We start from the raw sequence: 18,436 nt of genomic DNA, 5'->3' as shown, positions 1-18,436 counted from the left end.
TCGCCGCCCTGCCGTGCCGGTTTGTAGGCTGCGGGGATGCCGTTCGACAACGGCGAGATTTTCGCTGGTTACGTGATTGAGCGGATGCTCGGAAAAGGCGGGGCGGGTGAGGTCTACCTCGCCCAGCATCCCCGCCTGCCGCGACATGACGCGCTCAAGATCTTGTCGGCTTCGAGCAACGACGACGAGTTCAGGGCGAGATTCAACCGCGAGGCCGAATTGGCCGCGTCGCTGTGGCACCCGCATATCGTGGGCGTTCTCGATCGCGGCGAGTTCAACGGCCGGCTGTGGATCTCGATGGAGTACGTCGACGGCACCGACGCGGGCCGATTGATCCGGGAGCGGTTTCCCGGCGGTATGCCCGAGCGAGATGTCACGGAAATCGTCACCGCAGTGGCCGATGCGCTCGACTTCGGCCATGAGCGCCGGCTGCTCCATCGCGACGTCAAGCCCGAGAACATCCTGGTGACCACGTCCGACGGCCACCGGCGAAGGGTGCTGTTGACCGACTTCGGCATCGCCCGCAGGATCGACGACGTCAGCAACCTCACCGACGACGGTGTCGCGCTGGGGACGATCAGTTACATCGCACCCGAGCAACTCCTCAACAAGCCGCTCGACGGGCGAGCCGACCAATACGCGCTTGCGGCCACCGCTTTCCACCTGCTCACCGGGGCGCCGCCGTTCGTCGATTCCAACCGCGCAGTCGTCATCAGCCACCATCTGTTCACGCCGCCCCCGCGAATCTCGGAGCGCCGACCCGACCTCGCGCACCTCGACGCCGTACTGGCCAGGGCGCTGGCCAAGGATCCCGGCGACCGGTACGCGAGTTGCATGGACTTCGCCCGCGCCCTCACGCGGCAGCACCGCCCACCAGCGGCAGGCCCGGCCGCTGATCCGTCGGGTAACCGCCCGCTCACCCAGCGTCTCGAGCGGGTGGTCGTGCACGGCACGGCGCGAGGTGTGCGGCGGCGCGCGGATAGCCGAAGCGAGTTCGGGACGCTGTCGTTTCACGTCGTGCCGCATGACTCGGTAGACACCCCGAGTGCGCCCATCCCCGTGGAGATCCAGACTCGACTGGTCGCGGATCAGCTTGCCGACGGGGACCAGGTCGAAGTCAGCGGGGTCTGGGACGGCGGCACTCTGGACGCCGACACGATCGTCAACATGTCGGCCGACGCGCGTCCCAAGCGGTCGCGAGCATGGACCCGCGGCCGGACGCGAACGGTCGCTGTGGCCGCACTCGCCGGTGTACTCGTCGTGTCCATAGCCGCCGCGCTGTGGTTCACCAACGGCTTCGGGCTTTTCAGAGGTGGCCCCGGGCCGGTCATCAAGCCGGCGAGCGCGACCGTGTTCTCGCCGACCGGCACCCCCGACAATCCGGACAAAGCGGGCTTGGCGATCGACGGCGACCCGGACACCGCGTGGTCCACCGTCACCTATCGGGACCCGGTTCCATTCCCGACTTTCATTGAGGGGGAAGGGCTTTTGCTGCATCTGGCGCAGCCGACCGCGCTCAGCGCCGTCACCATCGACTTGTCGAGCACGGGAACCGAGGTGCAGATCCGCTCGTCGCCGACCGAGCACCCGAGGACGTTGGCCGACACCGCCGAACTGACTCCGACAACGTCACTGCAGCCAGGGCACAACACGATAGAAGTTCACGACAGCACCAAGACGTCGAACGTGCTGGTGTGGATCACCAAACTCGGTACCACGGATGGACAGAGCAGGACCGCGATTTCCGAGGTCACGCTGCAGGCGGCCAAATAGGCTGGGCGAGTGGATCTTGAACTGCACCGCAATGATTTGCATCAGACCAGGTTTCTGCACGACGACCCGCCGTCACCGCAGGATGGGCGGGCACTCCTTCGCATCGAGTCGTTTGGCCTGACCTCCAACAACATCACCTACGCCGTATTTGGCGAAGCGATGAAGTACTGGGACTTCTTCCCGGCCTCCCATCCGGAGTGGGGCAAGCTGAACGTCTGGGGCTACGCCCATGTCGAGGATTCGCGCCATCCCGACCTGGCGGCGGGCACACGGGTTTACGGATACCTGCCGTGCGCCAGTCACCTGCTCGTGCATCCCGACCGCGTCGACGGCAACGGGTTCGTCGACGCCGCCCCGCACCGTGCCGACCTGCCGCCGGCGTATCAGAGTTACCGCAACGTCGAGACAGACGCCTTCTACTCGTCCGAACACGAGGCCGCTCACCTGGTGTTCTTTCCGCTGTTCATCACCGCGTTCTTGATCGACGACTTCCTCGCCGAAGAGGACTTCTTCGGTGCGGACACCGTCGTGATCTCCAGCGCCTCGGCGAAGACGGCGCTCATCGCGGCCCACCTCCTCGGGAAGCGCGACGGTGTCGCGACCGTGGGTCTGACCTCTGCGGCCAACAAGGAGTTCGTCGACGGCTTGCACGTCTACGATTCGGTGCTGCTCTACGACGACATCTCGGAGCTGCCAGGCCAACGCGCCGTCTATATCGACATCTCGGGCAGCGGCAAGGTGCGCACGGACGTCCACGCCCACTTCGGTAACCGTCTCGCCCACAGCGCAGCGGTCGGGGTGACCCATTGGACCGAGATGACGACCGGGGCAGGCCAACTCGAGGGCCCGAGTCCGGTGTTCTTCTTCGCGCCGGATCGAATCGTCAAGCGACGTGCGGATTGGGGCGCGACCCAACTGGACCGGAACCTGGCCGAGGCCTGGCATCCGTTCGCGAGTTGGTCGTCGGATTGGCTTCGCGTGAAGCGGGTTTCGAGCGAAGCCGATGTCCGCCGAGCCTACCTGGAGCTGCTCGACGGGAACGTCGACCCCGCTGTGGGGGCTGCGTCGTGGAGCTCTGAGGTTCGCTGCGGCCGCAGATGTTGTCAGGGTCGAGCAGTCCGCGAAGTTGCTGGGTGACACCTACTGACCGACTTCTGTGGCTAAGGTGACAAGACGCCGGTGAAAGGGACGAGATGGCCAAGGGCAACGACAGCAGCGTAGTGGCTCCGAAAACGCCTGGAGGCGAGACGTTGCCATTCGCACCCACTCCTTCGGCGAGTATTGCGGGGCGGACGCTGCAGGAGTCCACGTACGCACAGCGCGTCGTCCCGCGCCGCCTACCCGAGGACGCTCCGAACATCGTCATCGTGCTGATCGATGACGCCGGACCGGGGCTGCCGTCGACGTTCGGCGGTGAGGTGCGCACCGACACGATGGACCGGATCTGCGCCGAGGGGGTGTCCTACAACAGGTTTCACACCACCGCCATGTGCTCACCCACCCGGGCTTCGCTGCTGACCGGCCGCAACCACCACGAGATCGGCAACGGCCAGATCGCTGAACTGGCCAACGACTGGGATGGGTACGCCGGGAAGATACCGCGCAGCAGCGCAACGGTGGCCGAGGTGCTCAAACAGTACGGATACGCGACGTCGGCGTTCGGGAAATGGCACAACACCCCGGCAGAGGAAACGACCGCCGCGGGCCCGTTCGAAAACTGGCCGACCGGACTGGGATTCGAGTATTTCTACGGATTCCTGGCCGGCGAAGCCTCCCAGTACGAGCCGCATCTGGTTCGCAACACGACCGTCGTCGCACCGCCCAAGACGCCCGAGGAGGGCTACCACCTCTCCGAGGATCTCGCCGACGACGCCATCGGGTGGCTGCGCAGGCACAAAGCGTTCAATGCCGACAAGCCGTTCTTCATGTATTGGGCCAGCGGTTGTCTGCACGGTCCGCACCACATCATGAAGGAGTGGGCCGACAAGTACTCCGGAAAGTTCGACGACGGCTGGGACGCCTACCGCGAGCGGGTGTTCGCCCGGGCCAAAGACAAAGGCTGGATTCCGCAGGACTGCGAGCTCACCGACCGCGACGAATCGCTCGCATCGTGGGAGAGCATCCCCGACGACGAGAAGCCCTTCCAGCGGCGGCTGATGGAGGTGGCGGCCGGTTACGCCGAGCATGTCGACGTCCAGGTCGGCCGGATCGCCGACGAACTCGACGAACTCGGCTACGGCGACAACACGTTGTTCTTCTACATCTGGGGCGACAACGGATCGTCCGGTGAAGGTCAGAACGGAACGATCGCAGAACTGTTGGCGCAGAACGGGATTCCGACGACCGTCCGGCAGCACATCGACGCACTCGATGAACTCGGCGGGCTGGACGTGCTCGGCTCGCCGTTGGTCGACAACCAGTACCACGCCGCGTGGGCGTGGGCGGGCAGCACCCCGTACAAGGGGATGAAGCTCCTTGCCTCGCATCTCGGCGGCACCCGCAACCCGATGGCGGTCAAGTGGCCCACGAAGATCGGCGCCGACACCACACCACGGGATGTCTTCCTGCACTGCAATGACGTCGTGCCCACGATCTATGACGTGGTCGGCATCGCACCGCCACTGTTGGTCAACGGCGCACCGCAGATCCCGCTCGCGGGCGCCAGCTTTGCCAACACCCTGATCGACCGGTCCGCGGACGGCGGAAAGAAGACCCAGTACTTCGAGATCATGGGCAGTCGGGCGATCTACCACGACGGATGGTTGGCAAGCGCACGCGGTCCTCGACTGCCGTGGGTGCCCGGACAACCCGAGGGTATCGAAACCTGGACGCCAGACAACGATCAGTGGGAGCTCTACCATCTCGACGAAGACTGGTCACAGGCAAACGATCTCGCCGGAGAACGGCCGGACAAGCTCGCCCAGATGCGAGAGATGTTCGCGATCGAGGCGGCGCGCAACTCGGTGCTTCCCGTCGGCGGCGGCCTATGGGTACCCGTTTATCATCCCGAGTTACGCATCGCACCGCCGTACACGGAGTGGGAGTTCTCCGGTGACACCATACGCATGCCCGAGTTTTGTGCGCCTGCACTCGGCAACAAGAACAACACCGTCACGATCGACGCCGAACTGCCCGAAAACGCCAGCGGGGTGCTGTATGCCTTGGGTGCCGCCGCCGGAGGGCTGACGTGTTATCTCGACGACGGCTACCTCTGCTACGAGTACAACCTGTTCATCCTGATACGCACCAAGATCCGCTCGGCAGCGAAACTGCCCGCGGGTCAGGCCACCATCGTGGTCGACACCCGATATGCCGACCAGCGCCCCGCCGGGCCGCTCGACATCACACTGCGGGTCGGTGACGAAACCGTGGCCAGCGGACAGGTTCCGGTCAGCGCGCCGTTGCTGTTCACCGCCAACGACTGCCTCGACATCGGGACGTGCCTCGGCTCACCGGTCTCGCTGGACTACCGCGAGCGGGCTCCGTTTCCGTTCGAAGGTCGCATCAGTCGTGTCCACGTGGCCTACACGTGAGCGCGTAGGTCGGCGCCACGGCCGATGAATTCGAGGCCGGCGTTGATCGCGGGACGGTGCCGCAGAATGCGATAGTGCGCCAGCCGACCCAGCCCTCTAGTGGTGACGAGCTTCGCGTTGGGCCAAGCCGCCACGATCTTCTGGCTCATCTCGTACGGGCTGTCAGGGTCGTCGGGATCGTGGACGACCAGAAGCGGCGGCGGATTGTCCAGAGTGCCGGCGATTCGCGGGATGTCGGTGTCGAACAGAGGCATTTTCAACCGCCGATCCAGCCGGCGGTGCAGGCCGTCGAGGATGCGCGGTCCGAACCCATGCCGATCGGCGAAACTATCCAAGTACCAAGAGAAGTCGCCCATCGGCGCGAGAAACACCAGGCGTTCGACCTGAGCGCCGCGCGCCACCGCCAGTGCGGCCGCCTTGGCGCCAAGAGAATGCCCCACGATCGCACGCGCATCTCCGTGTGCGCGCACGACGGCTTTCACGGCTTCGGCGCACTCGGCGATTGTCGTGCGTCCCGGCGCGAGATCGCCGGGTTCGGAATCGTGGTGACTGGGCAGGTCGAAGGCGATAACCCGGTGGCCCGCCTCGACGAGCGGCTTGACGAAGACACCCAGATGCGCGCGGCAACCACCCCAGCCGTGCACGAGGTACACCGCGGGGCCGTTGCCCCAGGCTTCCCCCGCGACCCGGTGTCCCGACCACGTTGCCTCGACGGGCTCGCTCGGCGGCACTCCCGGCGGCATCCGCAGGCTGGCCTCCACGTCCGGCGGTGTACACCACAACTCGACGGCCCACTTGGAACCGATCGCGGGCGCAAACCGCTCGAGCAGCCCCAGTGCCCGCCGCACCCGCGGGTCAACGCGCGGTTCGATGCCAGATCCCGCCTCGTCAGGGGCCGGTTTCGTTCCGCTGGCCATCAACACTCCCCTCACGTTCGCCATCGCATCTTACTCATCAGTAGGTTTGGGGACGCTTGCCGCCCTGCTTGACTGTCGTGATGCAGGAGATGCTCGACGAGTTCGCGCTGCGAAAGCTCGTCCACACGTACTGCCGGGCAGTCGATCGCGGCGACTTCGCGACACTGCGGGGCCTCTACCATCATGATGCGCGCGACGCGCACGGCGAGTTCTCGGCCGGGTCAGTGGACGAGTTCCTCACGACGCTCGAAGCTTCCCGTCCGCATGTGCGGTCAATGCAGCATCACATCACCACCGTGAACTTCGTCGTCGACGGCGCCGCCGCGGAGGGCGAGATCTACACCATAGCCACGCACACGTTCGGGGCGGGTGACCGCGATGTTGACGTGATCGTCGGCGGCCGTTATCTCGACAAGTACGAGAAGCGCAGCGACACATGGAAGATCGTCGAACGCACGATCGTGACCGACTGGGCGCAGGTGAACGATCCGTCGTCAGTCGACCTCAGTCATCCGATCACCCGGGGCACGCTGGAAGGCAGTCCTGGACCCGATGATCCGTCGCACCAATTCTTTTCGCTGCTGTAGCGCTAGACCGCCGTGCCATCGGCCACCCACGGCACTCGGTCGGCGGTGGCCCCGTCGAGCACCATCGCGGCGACTCGATCCCGGTGCGCCTCGGCACCACCCAGCAGTACAGCGTCGGTGGCGGCGCGCTTGTAGTAGAGGTGCGCCTGGTGCTCCCAGGTGAATCCGATCCCGCCGTGCACTTGGATGGTGTCGGTGGCGACGTGGCTGAAGGCCGCCGAGCAGACCGCTTGCGCGATGGCTGTCGCCAACGCGGGATCGTCGGAGCTGTCGGTCAACGCCCAAACAGCATGATATGCAGTCGATCTGGCGTGCTCGACATCGACCAGAAGATCGGCCAGCCGGTGCTTGACCGCCTGGAACGACCCGATGGGCCTGCCGAATTGCAGACGTGACTTCGCATAGTCGACGGAGATGTCCAACAGATGCTGGGCGGCGCCGACCTGCTCGACGGCAAGCAACGCTGCGGCCACCTGTAACGCGTGGTTGAGCACACGTTCGGTCTCGTCGGGTCCGGCGATCAAGCTGCCACGGGCGTTGGAGAGCGTGATGTTGGCCTCCGACCGGGTCAGGTCGAGAGTGGCCAGCGCAGTGCGCTGCACGCCTTGGGCTGTGGCGTCGACGGCGTACAGGGCGACGCCATCGGATCCTCGGGCGGCGAGGAGCAGTATGTCGGCGATGCCACCGTCGACCACTTGAGTCACTGTGCCCGAGACCGCATCGCTGTCGGCGGTCACCGTGACCGCGTCAGGGTCGAACACGCCGGCCTTGTCGTTCACCGCGACGGCCGCGGTGCGCCGCCCTTCGATCAGGTCACCGAGCAACTCGTCACGCTCGGGACCGGACGACGCGGCGGCCAAGGCGGGCATCGCCAGATAGACGGTGCCGAATAGCGGTCCGCACGCCAGGTGCGCGCCGAGTTCCTCGACGGCCACCGCTTGGTCGACCAGTGTGCCGCCGACACCGCCGTCGGCTTCTGGCACGGACAGGCCGAGGACACCGAGCTCGCCGCCCAGTCGCGCCCAGACCTTCTGGTCGAACGGCGGATCGGACTCCATCAGCTTCCGGATCTTCTCCTCGGAGAAGTGCTCGGCGCTGAACTTGCGCACCGCGGCGCGTAATTGATTCTGCTCGTCGGTGAACTTGTACTCAGCCGAGTAGTTCGGCTGGTCGGAAAGCTTCTCAGCCCGGACTCCAGGCTGATCTGTGAACTTCTCAGCCACGGGGGATCTCCTTCCACGGCATTCCGGCATCGGCCCGCAAATCCCCGGGCAGCCCGAGAATGCGTTCGCCGAGGATGTTGCGCATCACCTCGGATGTGCCGCCTTCGATGGTGTTGGCTCGGCTGCGCAGAAACTTCTGCTGGATGGGGCCCTGCCAGTCGCGTTCGCCAGCGCCTTGCCCATATCCGCGATACAGAAGTCCTTCGGGCCCAAGAAAATCCATGCACCACTGATAGATGTGCTGATTCAGCTCGGCCCCAACAAGCTTGCCGATCGAGCCTTCTGGGCCTGGGCCTCCGACGGTCGCGGCGGCACGCGAGCGCTCTGAGGTGAGCCGCTGCGCCTCCGAGCGCAGCCACAGCTGGGTCAGCCGGTCCCTCAGCACCGGTGTCTGCCGCTCGGGTCGTGAGGCCCAGAGCGCGGTCGCGTCGGCAATGGTGCCCGCGCCGCGACGGCTACCGCTGCCTCCCAGGGCGGTGCGCTCGTTCATCAGCGTTGTCATCGCGACGCTCCAGCCGTTGCCCACGTCACCGAGGCGGTGCTTGTCCGGGATGCGCGCGTCGGTGAAGTACACCTCGTTGAACTCGGCCTGACCGGTCATCTGACGCAGTGGCCGGGTTTCGACGCCCGCGCCGTGCATGTCGATGACGAAGTAGGACAAGCCCTTGTGCTTGGGCACATCCGGATTCGTGCGCGCGAGCAGCAGCCCCCACCGCGCTCGGTGGGCGAGGCTGGTCCACACCTTCTGACCGTTGATCACCCAGTCGTCACCGTCGCGCACGGCGGAGGTGGCCAGCCCGGCCAGATCGGACCCGGCTCCAGGTTCGGAAAACAGTTGGCACCACAAGTCTTCGGTGGTGGCCAGCGGTCGCAGCCATTGCCGCTTCACGTCCTCGGACTGCGCGTGCTCGCGGATCGTCGGCGCGGCCATCCCGTATCCCATCGGATTGAGCCCGAGTGGCACCGGTCCGCCCGCCCCCTGCAGAATGCGGTCGGCGACCGCCTGTAGTCCGCGGGACACGCCCAGGCCGCCGAGGCCTTCGGGGAAGTGCACCCACGACAGTCCGGCGTCGTAACAGGCGCCGAGATACTCCTGGACCGGCACCTTGGTCGGGTCGTGATCGGCGACCACGGTCCGGGCCAAGTCGGCGACCCGTTCGGCATCAGCATCGTTGCTCATGCCAGTCACGATAGAAACTCGACACCCGTCGAGAATCAGCGGCCCCCCGTGGCGGCGCTCAGTTCGGGCAGTACGCGGCCTTCGAGATGGCGACAATGCGGGCCACCGTGTCGGGCTGCACGCCGGGTTTCTGTCGAAGGATCGCCTGCGACACCGCCAGCGAGGAGTTGCCATGGGTGAGTTGTCTGCATATCGCGCGCCCGATCGAGATCATGTCGCTGTCACCGGTAGGGCACTCGAAAGGTCCCTGCCCGCAGCCCAGCCCGCTGGCCTTGATCAGGCTGAGATAGTTGTCGTCGGCGGCGTCGGCGCTGGCCGGTCCCGCGAACAACAGCGAAGCGAACGCTGCAACGACGATCGATACGCACACGCCTCTCACGGGAACACCATAGATGGCGGCCGGGCCGCGCGCTCGTACCGCCCAGGATATTCCCAGGTGACGGGAACTACCCTGATGGCTTCGGCTTATCGGAGAAAGGGGCGTCGGCGTTGTCTCTGAGAAGCGACATCCCCGGCGAGGCAGCTGTCGGTTTCCGCTCCGAACGCGGACCGGTGCTCATGTCGGTGATGTTGAGCACCGGACTGGTCGCCATCGATTCGACAGTTCTCGCAACAGCGGTCCCGTCCATCGTCGGCGATTTGGGTGGCTTCAGCCAGTTCCCGTGGCTGTTCTCCGCCTATCTGCTGGGGCAGGCGGTCACCGTTCCCATCTACGCCAAGCTCTCCGACATCTTCGGCCGCAAACCCATCCTGCTACTCGGCATCGCGGCATTCCTTGCCGGCTCGATTCTGTGTGCGGTGGCGTGGAACATGCCCGCTCTGATCGTCTTTCGAGCCGTTCAGGGTCTCGGCGCGGGAGCCGTCCAACCGACCGCGATGACGATCGTCGGCGACATCTACACGGTCGCCGAGAGGGCAAGAGTGCAGGGCTATCTGGCGAGTGTGTGGGCGATCTCGCCGGTCGTCGGACCGCTATTGGGCGGCGTCTTCTCGCAACTGGGTATCTGGCGTGGCGTCTTCCTCATCAACATCCCGCTGTGCCTTCTGGCCGCATGGATGTTCAGCAGGCACTTCCGCGAGCAGGTCACCCACCGCCGTCGAAAAGTCGATGTCATCGGCGCGGCCCTGCTGGCCTGCGCGATGACATCGCTGATCCTGGCAATTCTCGGTGGCGGCCAGACATGGTCGTGGTCGTCGGCGCCCAGCATCACTGCATTCGCCACGGGCGCCGTGCTGCTCGCGGCTTTCGTCGTGGTGGAGCGCCGGGCCGCTGAGCCGATATTGCCGCTGTGGGTGTTCTCTCGCCGACTGTTGTCCGCGACCACCATCGTCGCGTTCGGCATCGGGGCCATTTTGATGGGCTTGACGTCTTATGTGCCAACGTTTCTCGAGGGTTCACTGCGGGTCCAACCGGTGATCGCGGGCCTCGCACTTGCCGCGCTGACGCTGGGCTGGCCTGCGACCGCCAGTGTCGCGGGGCGGTTCTATCTGCGGTGGGGCTTCAAGAACACTGCCGTCCTCGGCGTCACGCTGGTGATCGCCGGATCGGCAGTACTCGCCACGACCGCACACCGGCCCAACGTGGCGGTGGTGGCGTCGGTGTGTTTGGTGATCGGCGGCGGCATGGGTCTGCTCGCGGTGCCGACGCTCGTCGCGGCGCAGTCGAGCGTCGACTGGACCGAACGCGGCGTCGTCACGGGCAACAACATGTTCGCCCGGTCGCTCGGAAGCGCGGTCGGCGTCGCCGTTTTCGGCGCGATCGCCAACTCGATTTTCGGACCGGGCGACGTGCACTCGGTCGGCCCGGCGGCGATCAAGTCGGGTTCGGCGGCGGTGTTCATCGGTGTGCTCGTCGTCGCAGCGGCGACCGCCGTCGCGGTGCTGGCCATGCCACGGACTCCCCCGCACGCCGGCGCGAAGTGACGACGGCAGCAGTCAGGGCTCAGGCCGGCGAGGCGTACCGGTCGCGCAGCTTGCAGAGGGTTGCTTCGATGCCGACCGCATTGCGTTTGGCGAAGCCCATCCGCTCGTAATACCTCAGCCCGTCCTTGACCCGACCGGTGTCGCGGTAGTCGAACGTCTCGGTGACTCGGGTACACGTCGGTGACAACGCTTCGAACTCCCAGCGCCAACGGTGACCGACCGGGTGGCGCCACTCGATGAGCCTGTCAGGCTCGAGCTTCGTGACAGTGCTGGTAATGCGGTAGGGCAGTCCATACATCCGCATTCGCGTCGAGAATCGGGCACCCGCAACGAATTCCGCAGGAGCCCGAATGTTGTCGCGGACGGTGCCCGAACCGTCCACCTCGTGGTGACGCGTCGGGTCAGCCAGGATCGCGAATACCTCGGGCGCAGGGGCCTGCACCTCTACGGACCGGCTGACCTGTCGTGGACCAGCGTCGACTACCGTCACGCCCATACCGTGCCTGCCTTTCCTGTAGCGTGTCGATCTGCTGTTTCGAACAGTACTCAACTCGTTCGCGGCGCCCCGGGCGTTCGCACCCGCGCCGCCAACCACGGCAACGCGTTGGCAAACGCCGTAGCGGCGAACTGCCAGGTGTGATAGCCCGGATAGACGCGTAACGAGCATCCGATGTCGACTTTGACCGCGGCGGCGCACAGATCCGGCAGCGCGCCCTTCTCCCGGTATTCGTCGGCGTCGTCGTGGCCGCCGAATCCCACTGGCGCATCACGCTTCAGCTTGCGATCGGGCAGGTTTTTCGTCTTGTCATCGGCAGGTTCCTGCGAGTCGTCGAAGTATCCTGCGACACCGGCATAGGGTCCGTGCTTGGCCATCACGGTGCGCGGGTCGAACGCAGCCCAGGCGTCCGCGTTGCCGCCGTACAGACGCTCGATCGTCTGCTGCTTGGTTCCGGAGTTCGGGCCCCGATCACCGCCGATGTCATCGAAGGTGGTGAACAGGTCGGGGTGCATCACGGTCAAATCGATGGCGCAGGTGCCGCCCATGGACCAGCCGACCACGGCCCACCGAGAAGGGTCCGCCGAAGCGCCGAACCGCGAAATCACATAGGGCCGGACGTCTTTGGTCAGGTGGTCCGCGGCATTGCCCCGCGGGCCGTTCACGCATTCGGTGTCGTTGTTGAAGTTTCCGCTCGAGTCGACGAAGACGAACACCGGGGCCGCGCCGTTATGCGCCTTCGCAAACTCGTCGATCACCGATATCGAGTTTCCGGTCCGCATCCAGTTCGTCGGGTTGCTGAACTCTCCTGCGATCATCATCACCGCGGGCAGCGACGGCGGCGTCGCGCCTGCGAACCACATCGGCGGCAGATAGACGTATTCACGGCGATGCTTGAATCCGCTTGCGTCATCGGGAATGTCGACGGGGACCAATTTGCCGGTCACCGGGTGCGTGTTGCGCAATCCGTCGAGCGCGGACACGTCGGTTTGGTCAGGCAACGGTCCCGAGGTCAGGTCGCCCCAGGCCTTCTGCACTGTCGGGTAGTAGCCAACCCAGTTGTTCAACACCAGCAGGGCGCACAGCAACGTCAGCGGAACCGCCAGCAACGACATTCCACGCCGCCACCATGATGCACCGCGAAAACCCAACAGCGCCAAGGGGACTGACGCTGCGAATACCGCGGTCCACAGCCACAGTCGCAGCGGTGCCGGGTCCGACGCGAGCCCTTCGGAATTCAGGTAGGCCCGGGCACCAAGCGCCACCGCGACCCCGGCGGCCGCCGCGACCGGCACCCAGAGAATCCGCCAGCGCCGCGTTCGCCAACCCATTCCGACCACCAGCACGGCGACCGCCAGGATCTCGACGGTGAGCGGTAGCCATCCGCCCAACAGTGAGACGCCGTGGCCGAACCTGCTGAAATCCGGGTCAGGCAGCGGCGGCATCAGCGTCGGCGTTCCAGGTGTGTTCGAAGGACCGGTCGGCGGCACTCCGCCAGTCTCGAAGCGCTTCCTGTGAGGACGCTGGCGTCTACCACCTCACGTAAAGCGGGCGTACCTCGCGAACCGCCACAAGTAGGTGGGAAGGCGCCGCGCCGGGACGCTGCGCGGCCAATCCTTCGCGCGGAAGTAGGCGTCGGATCCACCGTCTACGAAGATGACGCTGCCGCAGAGGAAATCGGCGGGGTCCGACAGCATGAACAACATCCATTCGGCGAGCTGTCCCGGATCGCCGAATCCCCCGATCGGCACGGGAAACGCTTGGACGGCTTTGGCCTCGCGAGGCATCGACAGCTGCTTCTCGAGCAGAGGCGTCATGATGGCTCCCGGCGCCAGCGCGTTCAGCCGGATGCCCTCTCCCGCCCAGTCGCGTGTCACCGCAGTCTGCCTGACCCAGTGTGATACGGCGATTTTGGAAGCCGCGTAGGCGAGGGACCCTGCGGCCGGCCCGAGAAGTCGTACTGAGCGTGCGGCCTTGGCGACATCGCCTGCGAGCAACGCACGTACTGTGCGCTTTGGTACGACCGGGGTCGTGGTTGTCGAGTTGCTGCCGATCGCCACCACCTTGGCCCGGCCGGTCGCGGCCAGCGCCGGGCGCCAGCCCGTCAACAGTTCCACCACGCCGAGGTAGTTCACTTCGAAGATGCGGCGCGGGCCGTCCGGCCCCGGGGTCGGCCCGATACCGGCCGCCAGCACGGCTCCGTCGAGCCGGTTATCGGCAGCGGCCAGTACCGCGTCAGCGGCCGCTCGTCGACCGTCGGGCGTCGACAGATCAACCACGACGTCGGCTTGCTTGACGTCCACGCCGATCACGGTGTGGCCCGCGGCCCTCAGCTTGTCGGCGGCTTGGCCCCCCATACCGGACGCCGATCCGGTGACCGCGTACACGCCCATTCCACCTGTCCCCTCTGGTTGCTGACGCCATCAGCGTCGACGGGGAGCGTAACGGCGTGAGCGTGGCCGGGAGTCGCCGAACCAATTATCCGGAATAATTCGTCCGGATATTGGGTAGAAGCTACACAAGGTCGTTTTCGCAACCCGCACATGGGAAGGAGCCTCACTTATGACCATCGCCGTGATCGGCGCCACCGGCCAACAGGGCTCGGCGGTCGTCAATGCCCTGCTCGCCCTCGACGCACCGGTACGAGCAGCAGTCCGAGACCCCGGCGCAAAGCCCGCCAGCGACCTCGCGAAACGAGGCATTGACGTTGTCGCCGCCGACCTTGATGACCCCGCCTCGTTACGTGCCGCGTTCGAAGGTGCCTCAGCCGCCTTCGCCATGACCACATACTCAGGGCCGGAGGGCACTGACGGTGAGATCGCCCACGGACGCGCCCTCGCCGACGCTGTCGAGGCCGCGGCGCTGCCTCATCTCGTGTACAGCTCGGTCGGCGGCGCGGAGCGGAACACCGGGATCCCGCACTTCGAGAGCAAGCGCCGCATCGAGGAGTTCTTGCTGGATACCGGCACGCGGGTCGCGTTTTTGCGCCCGACGTTCTTCATGGACAACCTGATCAGGATGATCGACGTCGAGGCGAAGCCCGCCCGCATCGCGTTGCCGCTGCCCGACGGGGTGCCGCTGCAGATGATCTCGGTGCGCGACATCGGCAAGGCGGCGGCGGCGCTGCTGCTCAATCGCGACGACGCCCCGCAGAGCCTCGAGATCGCCGGCGACGAGATCACCGGTTCGCAGATCGCCGATATCGTGGCCGCACAACTGGGCGTCCCGGCCCGCTACGTGGAAGCACCGCTCGACGTGCTCGGTGACGACGAGGACCGCAAGTCGATGTTCCGCTGGTTCACCGACTTGCCTGCCTACCGCGCCGACTTCGCCGACACCCGGCGGTGGGTGCCCGACGCCGAAGACCTCGCCGCCTGGATGCGCCGCAGCGTCGCGACCCCCGCATCGATCTGGGAGTAACTCGTCCGGTTATTGGGATGGAAGCAGGCAATGATCGCGCATGACACCGACCGGCCGTTGCGCCGTGATGCTGCCGAGAACCGCGAACGCGTGCTCGCAGCGGCCGTGGCGATGTTCGCCCGCGAGGGCCGCGACATCTCCATGGCCGCGATTGCCGAGGCAGCCGGAGTCGGGGTGGGCACTTTGTACCGCCGATATCCGACCCGCGAACGGTTGCTCGAAGCGCTCACCGAGCGGTCATTTGAGTTGGTGCTGGCCGCAATTGACCGGGCCAACCAAGGCAACAACCCCGGCATCGCCAAGCTGGAGGCGTTCTACGACGCGACGATCGCGCATCGCCGAGAACTCGTGCTGCCCATGCATGGAGGGCCGCAACACGTGAGCGCCGCCGCGCAACATACCCGCCGACGCATCTGGGAGATCGCCGACGCCATCCTCGAGCAAGGCCGGCACGACCGCACCATTCGCGGCGACGTGACCGCCGCCGACGTCATCGGCTTCGGCGCCCTGCTGGCCCACACGCTGTCGCCGGACTCCTCATGGGTCGCCGTCCTACATCGACAAAAGCAGATCTACCTCGCCGGCCTCGCACCGCGCGGCGCGGCGCTGAAGGAGTTACCGACATGACCACCTCCGCCGTACTCAGCGCACTCGAAGCATTACTGCCGGGCTTGGTCCTCACACCCGGCCGCGACGGGTACGCCGAGGCGACCAGCCCCCAGAACGCCAGTTTTCCGCAGACCCCCGGTGCGGTGGTCTGGGCACGCACGGCCGGCGACGTTTCGCTCGCGGTCCAGGTCGCCGCGCAATACGGGCATCCGGTGCTCGTTCACGCCTCGGGTCACGGCGCCGCCCAGGCGATCACGGACGACACCGTGCTGATCGACACCTCCGCGCTGAACGACGTCACCATCGATGCGGTGTCGCGGACTGCCACCGTGGGCGCTGGCGCCACCTGGGCGAAAGTACAAACGGCCGCAACGGGTTACGGATTGCTGGGGCTGGGCGGGACCTCACCGTCGGTGGCCGTCGCCGGCTATGCCTTCGGCGGAGGGGTGGGCTGGTTCGTGCGCAAGCATGGCCTCGCCGCGGCGGCCTTGCGTTCGGTGGAGTACGTCAGCAGCACCGGATGCCTCCGTGTCGCTTCCGCCGACGCGTCTGAAGCCGTTGACCGCGAAGCACTTTGGGCGTTCCGAGGAGGCGCGCCGGTGGGTCTGGCCACCTCGATCGTGATGGACCTGGTCCCGGTTGCCCAGCTGTGGACCGGCAGCCTGCTGTGGCCAGTCGACGCCCTGGCCGACGTCGCCGCGGCGTGGTCGGCGGCGGTCGCCGACATCGACGACGACGTGACCAGCGATCTATCGCTGTTGCAACTGCCCGCGGATGGACCGTTTCCCGAGCATCTGCGCGGAAGCGCGGCGGTTCATCTGTCGTATGCCTCACCCGACGGCCCGGCCAACGTCGAGAAACTGCGGGCCTCCGTCGTCGGCGCCGCCTCGCCCGCGGTCGACACCACCGGGCCCGGCGATGTCGCATCGCTGACGACGATCCATCTCGACCCACCCGTGGCGGTACCGGCGCGCGGAGTCGGTCGCTGGCTTCACACGCCTGACGCGGAGGCAATCGTGGCAATGTTCACCGCCGCCGCGATCGGTTCCCCCGACGGGTTGAACATGATCGAGTTGCGTCACACCGCCTCTGCGGCGCAGGCACCAGACGGAATGCAGACACGGGTGAGCGGACCGTTCCTGCTCCACGCCGTCGGAGCGGCACCCGACGAGGCGGCCCGCCAACGCGTCGATGCGGTGTTGTCACGAGTCCGGGCCGCAGCACGCCCAGTCGATACGGGCCGTTCGGCGCCGTCGTTCTGCGAGGGCATCCTCGGCGCCGTCGAAGCCTTCCCGGCGTCCGACATCGACCGCCTGCGCGCCGCCAGGGACGCGCTGGATTCGGACCGTCTGTTCAGATTCCAGCGCGACCCGCTGACCGACAAGTGACGGAAAAGCGAAGCGGGCCAAAACCTTTCGTCCTGACCCGCTTCTGTTGTGGAGCTGCCGGGAATCGAACCCGGGTCCTACGGCATTCCCTCGAGGCTTCTCCGTGCGCAGTCCGCTATGCCTCTACTCGGATCTCCTGATCACGCGAACAAGTCAGGATGACGATCCCAGTCGCTGTTTGGTGTCCCGATGAGTCCCGCGACCGAACTCATCGGTTGATCCCTCTAGATGACGCCAGGATCCGGGTCGAGGGCGTTCCCGGACTGACGGACTCACAGTCGCTTAGGCAGCGAGTGCGAAGTCGCGCTGATGAGAATCGGCGCTTAATTGGTTGCAACGACGCTTACGGTGGTCTCTTGCCTGCACCGGCACGCTTCCCTTGATTCGATGCGCGAAGTCGAAACCGTTCAGCCCCTCGCGCCCCCGCCGACGTTCGGCAGGACACTCCATTCTACCTGGCCCTACAACACAGACCAGCGATTAATTAATCCCAGCTAGATCACGTAATTGAGGCGCTCGACGATGCGCCTGCCGACCGCCTCGTCGCCGCCGTAGCCGATCGCGGCGTGGTCGACGGCGGTCCTGCCACCCGCCAGCCGGGTGAACAGCAGTGCGTCCAGGCTGATGCTCGCCGTGGGCTGTTGATCCCCGAAGTCGTCGACCACCTGACCCCTACCGTCGACGGCGATGTTGATCGTCCTGGCCAGCGGCCCCGTCAACTCGATGGCCACCCGCGATCCGTCCGGCGCGCCGCCGAGTTTGCCGACGACGAAACCCATGCTGGCGGTCATCTCATCGAGCGCCAACGAGGCCGCAGGTCCCGCTGGATCGGCGGCCGGTTGACCGAGCGCGTCACGCACGTCCTGCAGGTGCATCCAGCAGTCGAAATTACGCACCCGCATGAACCGCCCGTAGGTGTCGGGCCCGGCGGGCGTTGCGGTGACCTTATTCCAGTCGTCATCGGACATCGCCGTCAGTTGCTCGCGGCGTTGGCGCGTCGTGGTGCGGAACCTGTCCAGCAGATCGGTGGGGCTAATGCCACGCAGCGTGCGGACCCAGCGCTCATTCAGCACGCCGATATCGTTGTGCACGTGCTCGAGCGTCGAGATGTCGACGTCGACCTCGGGCGGCGCGGCGCCTCCCAGCATCGATTCGGTGCCGACCAGGTGCGCCGTCACATCGTGAACCGTCCAACCCGGCAGCGGCGTCTGCGCACGCCATTGTTCATCGGTCAGGCCCGCGAGGACCGTGTCGATCTCGTCCCACACGGCGAACAGGCCCGCAAGGACGTCGGATTTGTCGAGGGTCGTCACGGGTCGGGAGCTCATTGGGCTGAACGTAGCCGTCGCGACGCGGGAGCGTGCGCGAAACACGCGGGTGCCCATCC

At 66.1% G+C, this 18,436-nt stretch carries 16 protein-coding genes and 1 other RNA gene; 8 read left to right on the top strand and 9 right to left on the bottom strand.

What is annotated here, in order from left to right; all coding sequences use genetic code 11:
- Positions 1-36: 36 nt before the first annotated feature.
- Genes ACGFK1_RS00615 through ACGFK1_RS00605 form a run of 3 tightly spaced genes read left to right on the top strand, consistent with a single transcriptional unit; the run spans position 37 to position 5,306 of the window.
- Entirely contained in the window at positions 37-1,773 is a 1,737-nt protein-coding gene (locus ACGFK1_RS00615) for a serine/threonine-protein kinase (RefSeq protein ID WP_393424047.1), read from the top strand.
- A gap of 9 nt (positions 1,774-1,782) precedes the next feature.
- Positions 1,783-2,910: a DUF2855 family protein gene (locus tag ACGFK1_RS00610; protein WP_393424045.1), complete on the top strand. Its 1,128-nt coding sequence runs from the start codon at positions 1,783-1,785 to the stop codon at positions 2,908-2,910.
- Between the two features lie 56 nt (positions 2,911-2,966).
- Positions 2,967-5,306, top strand: a complete 2,340-nt coding sequence (locus ACGFK1_RS00605) for an arylsulfatase (protein WP_393424042.1) — start codon at positions 2,967-2,969, stop codon at positions 5,304-5,306.
- On the opposite strand, the gene ACGFK1_RS00600 is transcribed toward ACGFK1_RS00605, so the two are convergent.
- Positions 5,297-6,223, bottom strand: a complete 927-nt coding sequence (locus ACGFK1_RS00600; RefSeq protein ID WP_393424039.1) for an alpha/beta fold hydrolase — start codon at positions 6,221-6,223, stop codon at positions 5,297-5,299. The two genes, ACGFK1_RS00605 and ACGFK1_RS00600, sit on opposite strands and share 10 nt — an antisense overlap.
- An 80-nt stretch (positions 6,224-6,303) precedes the next feature.
- Here ACGFK1_RS00600 and ACGFK1_RS00595 point away from each other — a divergent pair, with 80 nt between their 5' ends.
- A complete protein-coding gene (locus tag ACGFK1_RS00595; protein ID WP_393424037.1) occupies positions 6,304-6,810 on the top strand; it encodes a nuclear transport factor 2 family protein in 507 nt (168 codons plus the stop codon).
- 2 nt (positions 6,811-6,812) lie between these two features.
- On the opposite strand, the gene ACGFK1_RS00590 is transcribed toward ACGFK1_RS00595, so the two are convergent.
- From ACGFK1_RS00590 to ACGFK1_RS00580, 3 genes are read right to left on the bottom strand one after another with little or no spacing between them, the layout of a single operon-like run.
- Positions 6,813-8,033: an acyl-CoA dehydrogenase family protein gene (locus ACGFK1_RS00590; protein ID WP_393424034.1), complete on the bottom strand. Its 1,221-nt coding sequence runs from the start codon at positions 8,031-8,033 to the stop codon at positions 6,813-6,815.
- The gene (locus ACGFK1_RS00585) at positions 8,026-9,213 is read right to left on the bottom strand and encodes an acyl-CoA dehydrogenase family protein (RefSeq protein WP_393424031.1); all 1,188 of its coding nucleotides are present in this window, start codon (positions 9,211-9,213) and stop codon (positions 8,026-8,028) included. The genes ACGFK1_RS00590 and ACGFK1_RS00585 overlap by 8 nt, the downstream gene beginning before the upstream one ends.
- A 58-nt stretch (positions 9,214-9,271) precedes the next feature.
- A complete protein-coding gene (locus tag ACGFK1_RS00580) occupies positions 9,272-9,592 on the bottom strand; it encodes a DUF732 domain-containing protein (protein ID WP_393424028.1) in 321 nt (106 codons plus the stop codon).
- 179 nt (positions 9,593-9,771) lie between these two features.
- Between ACGFK1_RS00580 and ACGFK1_RS00575 the strand changes: the two genes are divergently transcribed.
- Positions 9,772-11,136: an MFS transporter gene (locus ACGFK1_RS00575; RefSeq protein ID WP_393426231.1), complete on the top strand. Its 1,365-nt coding sequence runs from the start codon at positions 9,772-9,774 to the stop codon at positions 11,134-11,136.
- Between the two features lie 19 nt (positions 11,137-11,155).
- Here the strand turns inward: ACGFK1_RS00575 and ACGFK1_RS00570 are convergent, their stop codons facing one another.
- Genes ACGFK1_RS00570 through ACGFK1_RS00560 form a run of 3 tightly spaced genes read right to left on the bottom strand, consistent with a single transcriptional unit; the run spans position 11,156 to position 14,025 of the window.
- Positions 11,156-11,632 (bottom strand): SRPBCC family protein, encoded by a 477-nt coding sequence (locus ACGFK1_RS00570; protein ID WP_393424025.1) that lies wholly within the window; start codon positions 11,630-11,632, stop codon positions 11,156-11,158.
- A 50-nt stretch (positions 11,633-11,682) separates the two neighbouring features.
- Positions 11,683-13,122: an alpha/beta hydrolase gene (locus ACGFK1_RS00565; RefSeq protein ID WP_393424022.1), complete on the bottom strand. Its 1,440-nt coding sequence runs from the start codon at positions 13,120-13,122 to the stop codon at positions 11,683-11,685.
- 48 nt (positions 13,123-13,170) lie between these two features.
- The gene (locus tag ACGFK1_RS00560; RefSeq protein ID WP_393424019.1) at positions 13,171-14,025 is read right to left on the bottom strand and encodes an SDR family oxidoreductase; all 855 of its coding nucleotides are present in this window, start codon (positions 14,023-14,025) and stop codon (positions 13,171-13,173) included.
- A gap of 169 nt (positions 14,026-14,194) precedes the next feature.
- Between ACGFK1_RS00560 and ACGFK1_RS00555 the strand changes: the two genes are divergently transcribed.
- The 3 genes from ACGFK1_RS00555 to ACGFK1_RS00545 are packed head-to-tail and all read left to right on the top strand — an operon-like array spanning position 14,195 to position 17,049.
- On the top strand, positions 14,195-15,052 hold the full coding sequence (locus ACGFK1_RS00555) for an NmrA/HSCARG family protein (protein ID WP_393424016.1): 858 nt from the start codon (positions 14,195-14,197) through the stop codon (positions 15,050-15,052).
- Positions 15,053-15,082: 30 nt separating this feature from the next.
- Positions 15,083-15,679, top strand: coding sequence for a TetR/AcrR family transcriptional regulator (locus ACGFK1_RS00550; protein ID WP_393424013.1), 597 nt, complete (start codon positions 15,083-15,085; stop codon positions 15,677-15,679).
- Complete coding sequence (locus ACGFK1_RS00545) at positions 15,676-17,049, top strand: FAD-binding oxidoreductase (RefSeq protein WP_393424010.1); 1,374 nt, start codon at positions 15,676-15,678, stop codon at positions 17,047-17,049. Before ACGFK1_RS00550 ends, ACGFK1_RS00545 begins: the two co-directional genes overlap by 4 nt.
- Positions 17,050-17,095: 46 nt before the next feature.
- Here the strand turns inward: ACGFK1_RS00545 and ssrA are convergent.
- Positions 17,096-17,464, bottom strand: a transfer-messenger RNA (tmRNA) gene (gene ssrA, locus ACGFK1_RS00540).
- A 79-nt stretch (positions 17,465-17,543) separates the two neighbouring features.
- Positions 17,544-18,377: a maleylpyruvate isomerase family mycothiol-dependent enzyme gene (locus ACGFK1_RS00535; protein WP_393424007.1), complete on the bottom strand. Its 834-nt coding sequence runs from the start codon at positions 18,375-18,377 to the stop codon at positions 17,544-17,546.
- Positions 18,378-18,436 lie beyond the last annotated feature (59 nt).

Source organism: Mycobacterium sp. NPDC048908, from assembly GCF_043197955.1.
GTDB lineage: Bacteria > Actinomycetota > Actinomycetes > Mycobacteriales > Mycobacteriaceae > Mycobacterium.
Note: the sequence above shows the minus strand (reverse complement) of the source record. Positions and strands in the feature narration are given on the sequence as shown.

Excerpts from the sequence above, each read along its gene's own strand:
- ACGFK1_RS00550 (WP_393424013.1), top strand. The coding sequence starts at position 15,083 with ATGATCGCGCATGACACCGACCGGCCGTTGCGCCGTGATGCTGCCGAG.
- ACGFK1_RS00555 (WP_393424016.1), top strand. The coding sequence starts at position 14,195 with ATGACCATCGCCGTGATCGGCGCCACCGGCCAACAGGGCTCGGCGGTC.
- ACGFK1_RS00615 (WP_393424047.1), top strand. The coding sequence starts at position 37 with ATGCCGTTCGACAACGGCGAGATTTTCGCTGGTTACGTGATTGAGCGG.
- ACGFK1_RS00575 (WP_393426231.1), top strand. The coding sequence starts at position 9,772 with ATGTCGGTGATGTTGAGCACCGGACTGGTCGCCATCGATTCGACAGTT.
- ACGFK1_RS00595 (WP_393424037.1), top strand. The coding sequence starts at position 6,304 with ATGCAGGAGATGCTCGACGAGTTCGCGCTGCGAAAGCTCGTCCACACG.
- ACGFK1_RS00570 (WP_393424025.1), bottom strand. The coding sequence starts at position 11,632 with ATGGGCGTGACGGTAGTCGACGCTGGTCCACGACAGGTCAGCCGGTCC.
- ACGFK1_RS00560 (WP_393424019.1), bottom strand. The coding sequence starts at position 14,025 with ATGGGCGTGTACGCGGTCACCGGATCGGCGTCCGGTATGGGGGGCCAA.
- ACGFK1_RS00545 (WP_393424010.1), top strand. The coding sequence starts at position 15,676 with ATGACCACCTCCGCCGTACTCAGCGCACTCGAAGCATTACTGCCGGGC.
- ACGFK1_RS00535 (WP_393424007.1), bottom strand. The coding sequence starts at position 18,377 with ATGAGCTCCCGACCCGTGACGACCCTCGACAAATCCGACGTCCTTGCG.
- ACGFK1_RS00605 (WP_393424042.1), top strand. The coding sequence starts at position 2,967 with ATGGCCAAGGGCAACGACAGCAGCGTAGTGGCTCCGAAAACGCCTGGA.
- ACGFK1_RS00600 (WP_393424039.1), bottom strand. The coding sequence starts at position 6,223 with ATGGCCAGCGGAACGAAACCGGCCCCTGACGAGGCGGGATCTGGCATC.
- ACGFK1_RS00585 (WP_393424031.1), bottom strand. The coding sequence starts at position 9,213 with ATGAGCAACGATGCTGATGCCGAACGGGTCGCCGACTTGGCCCGGACC.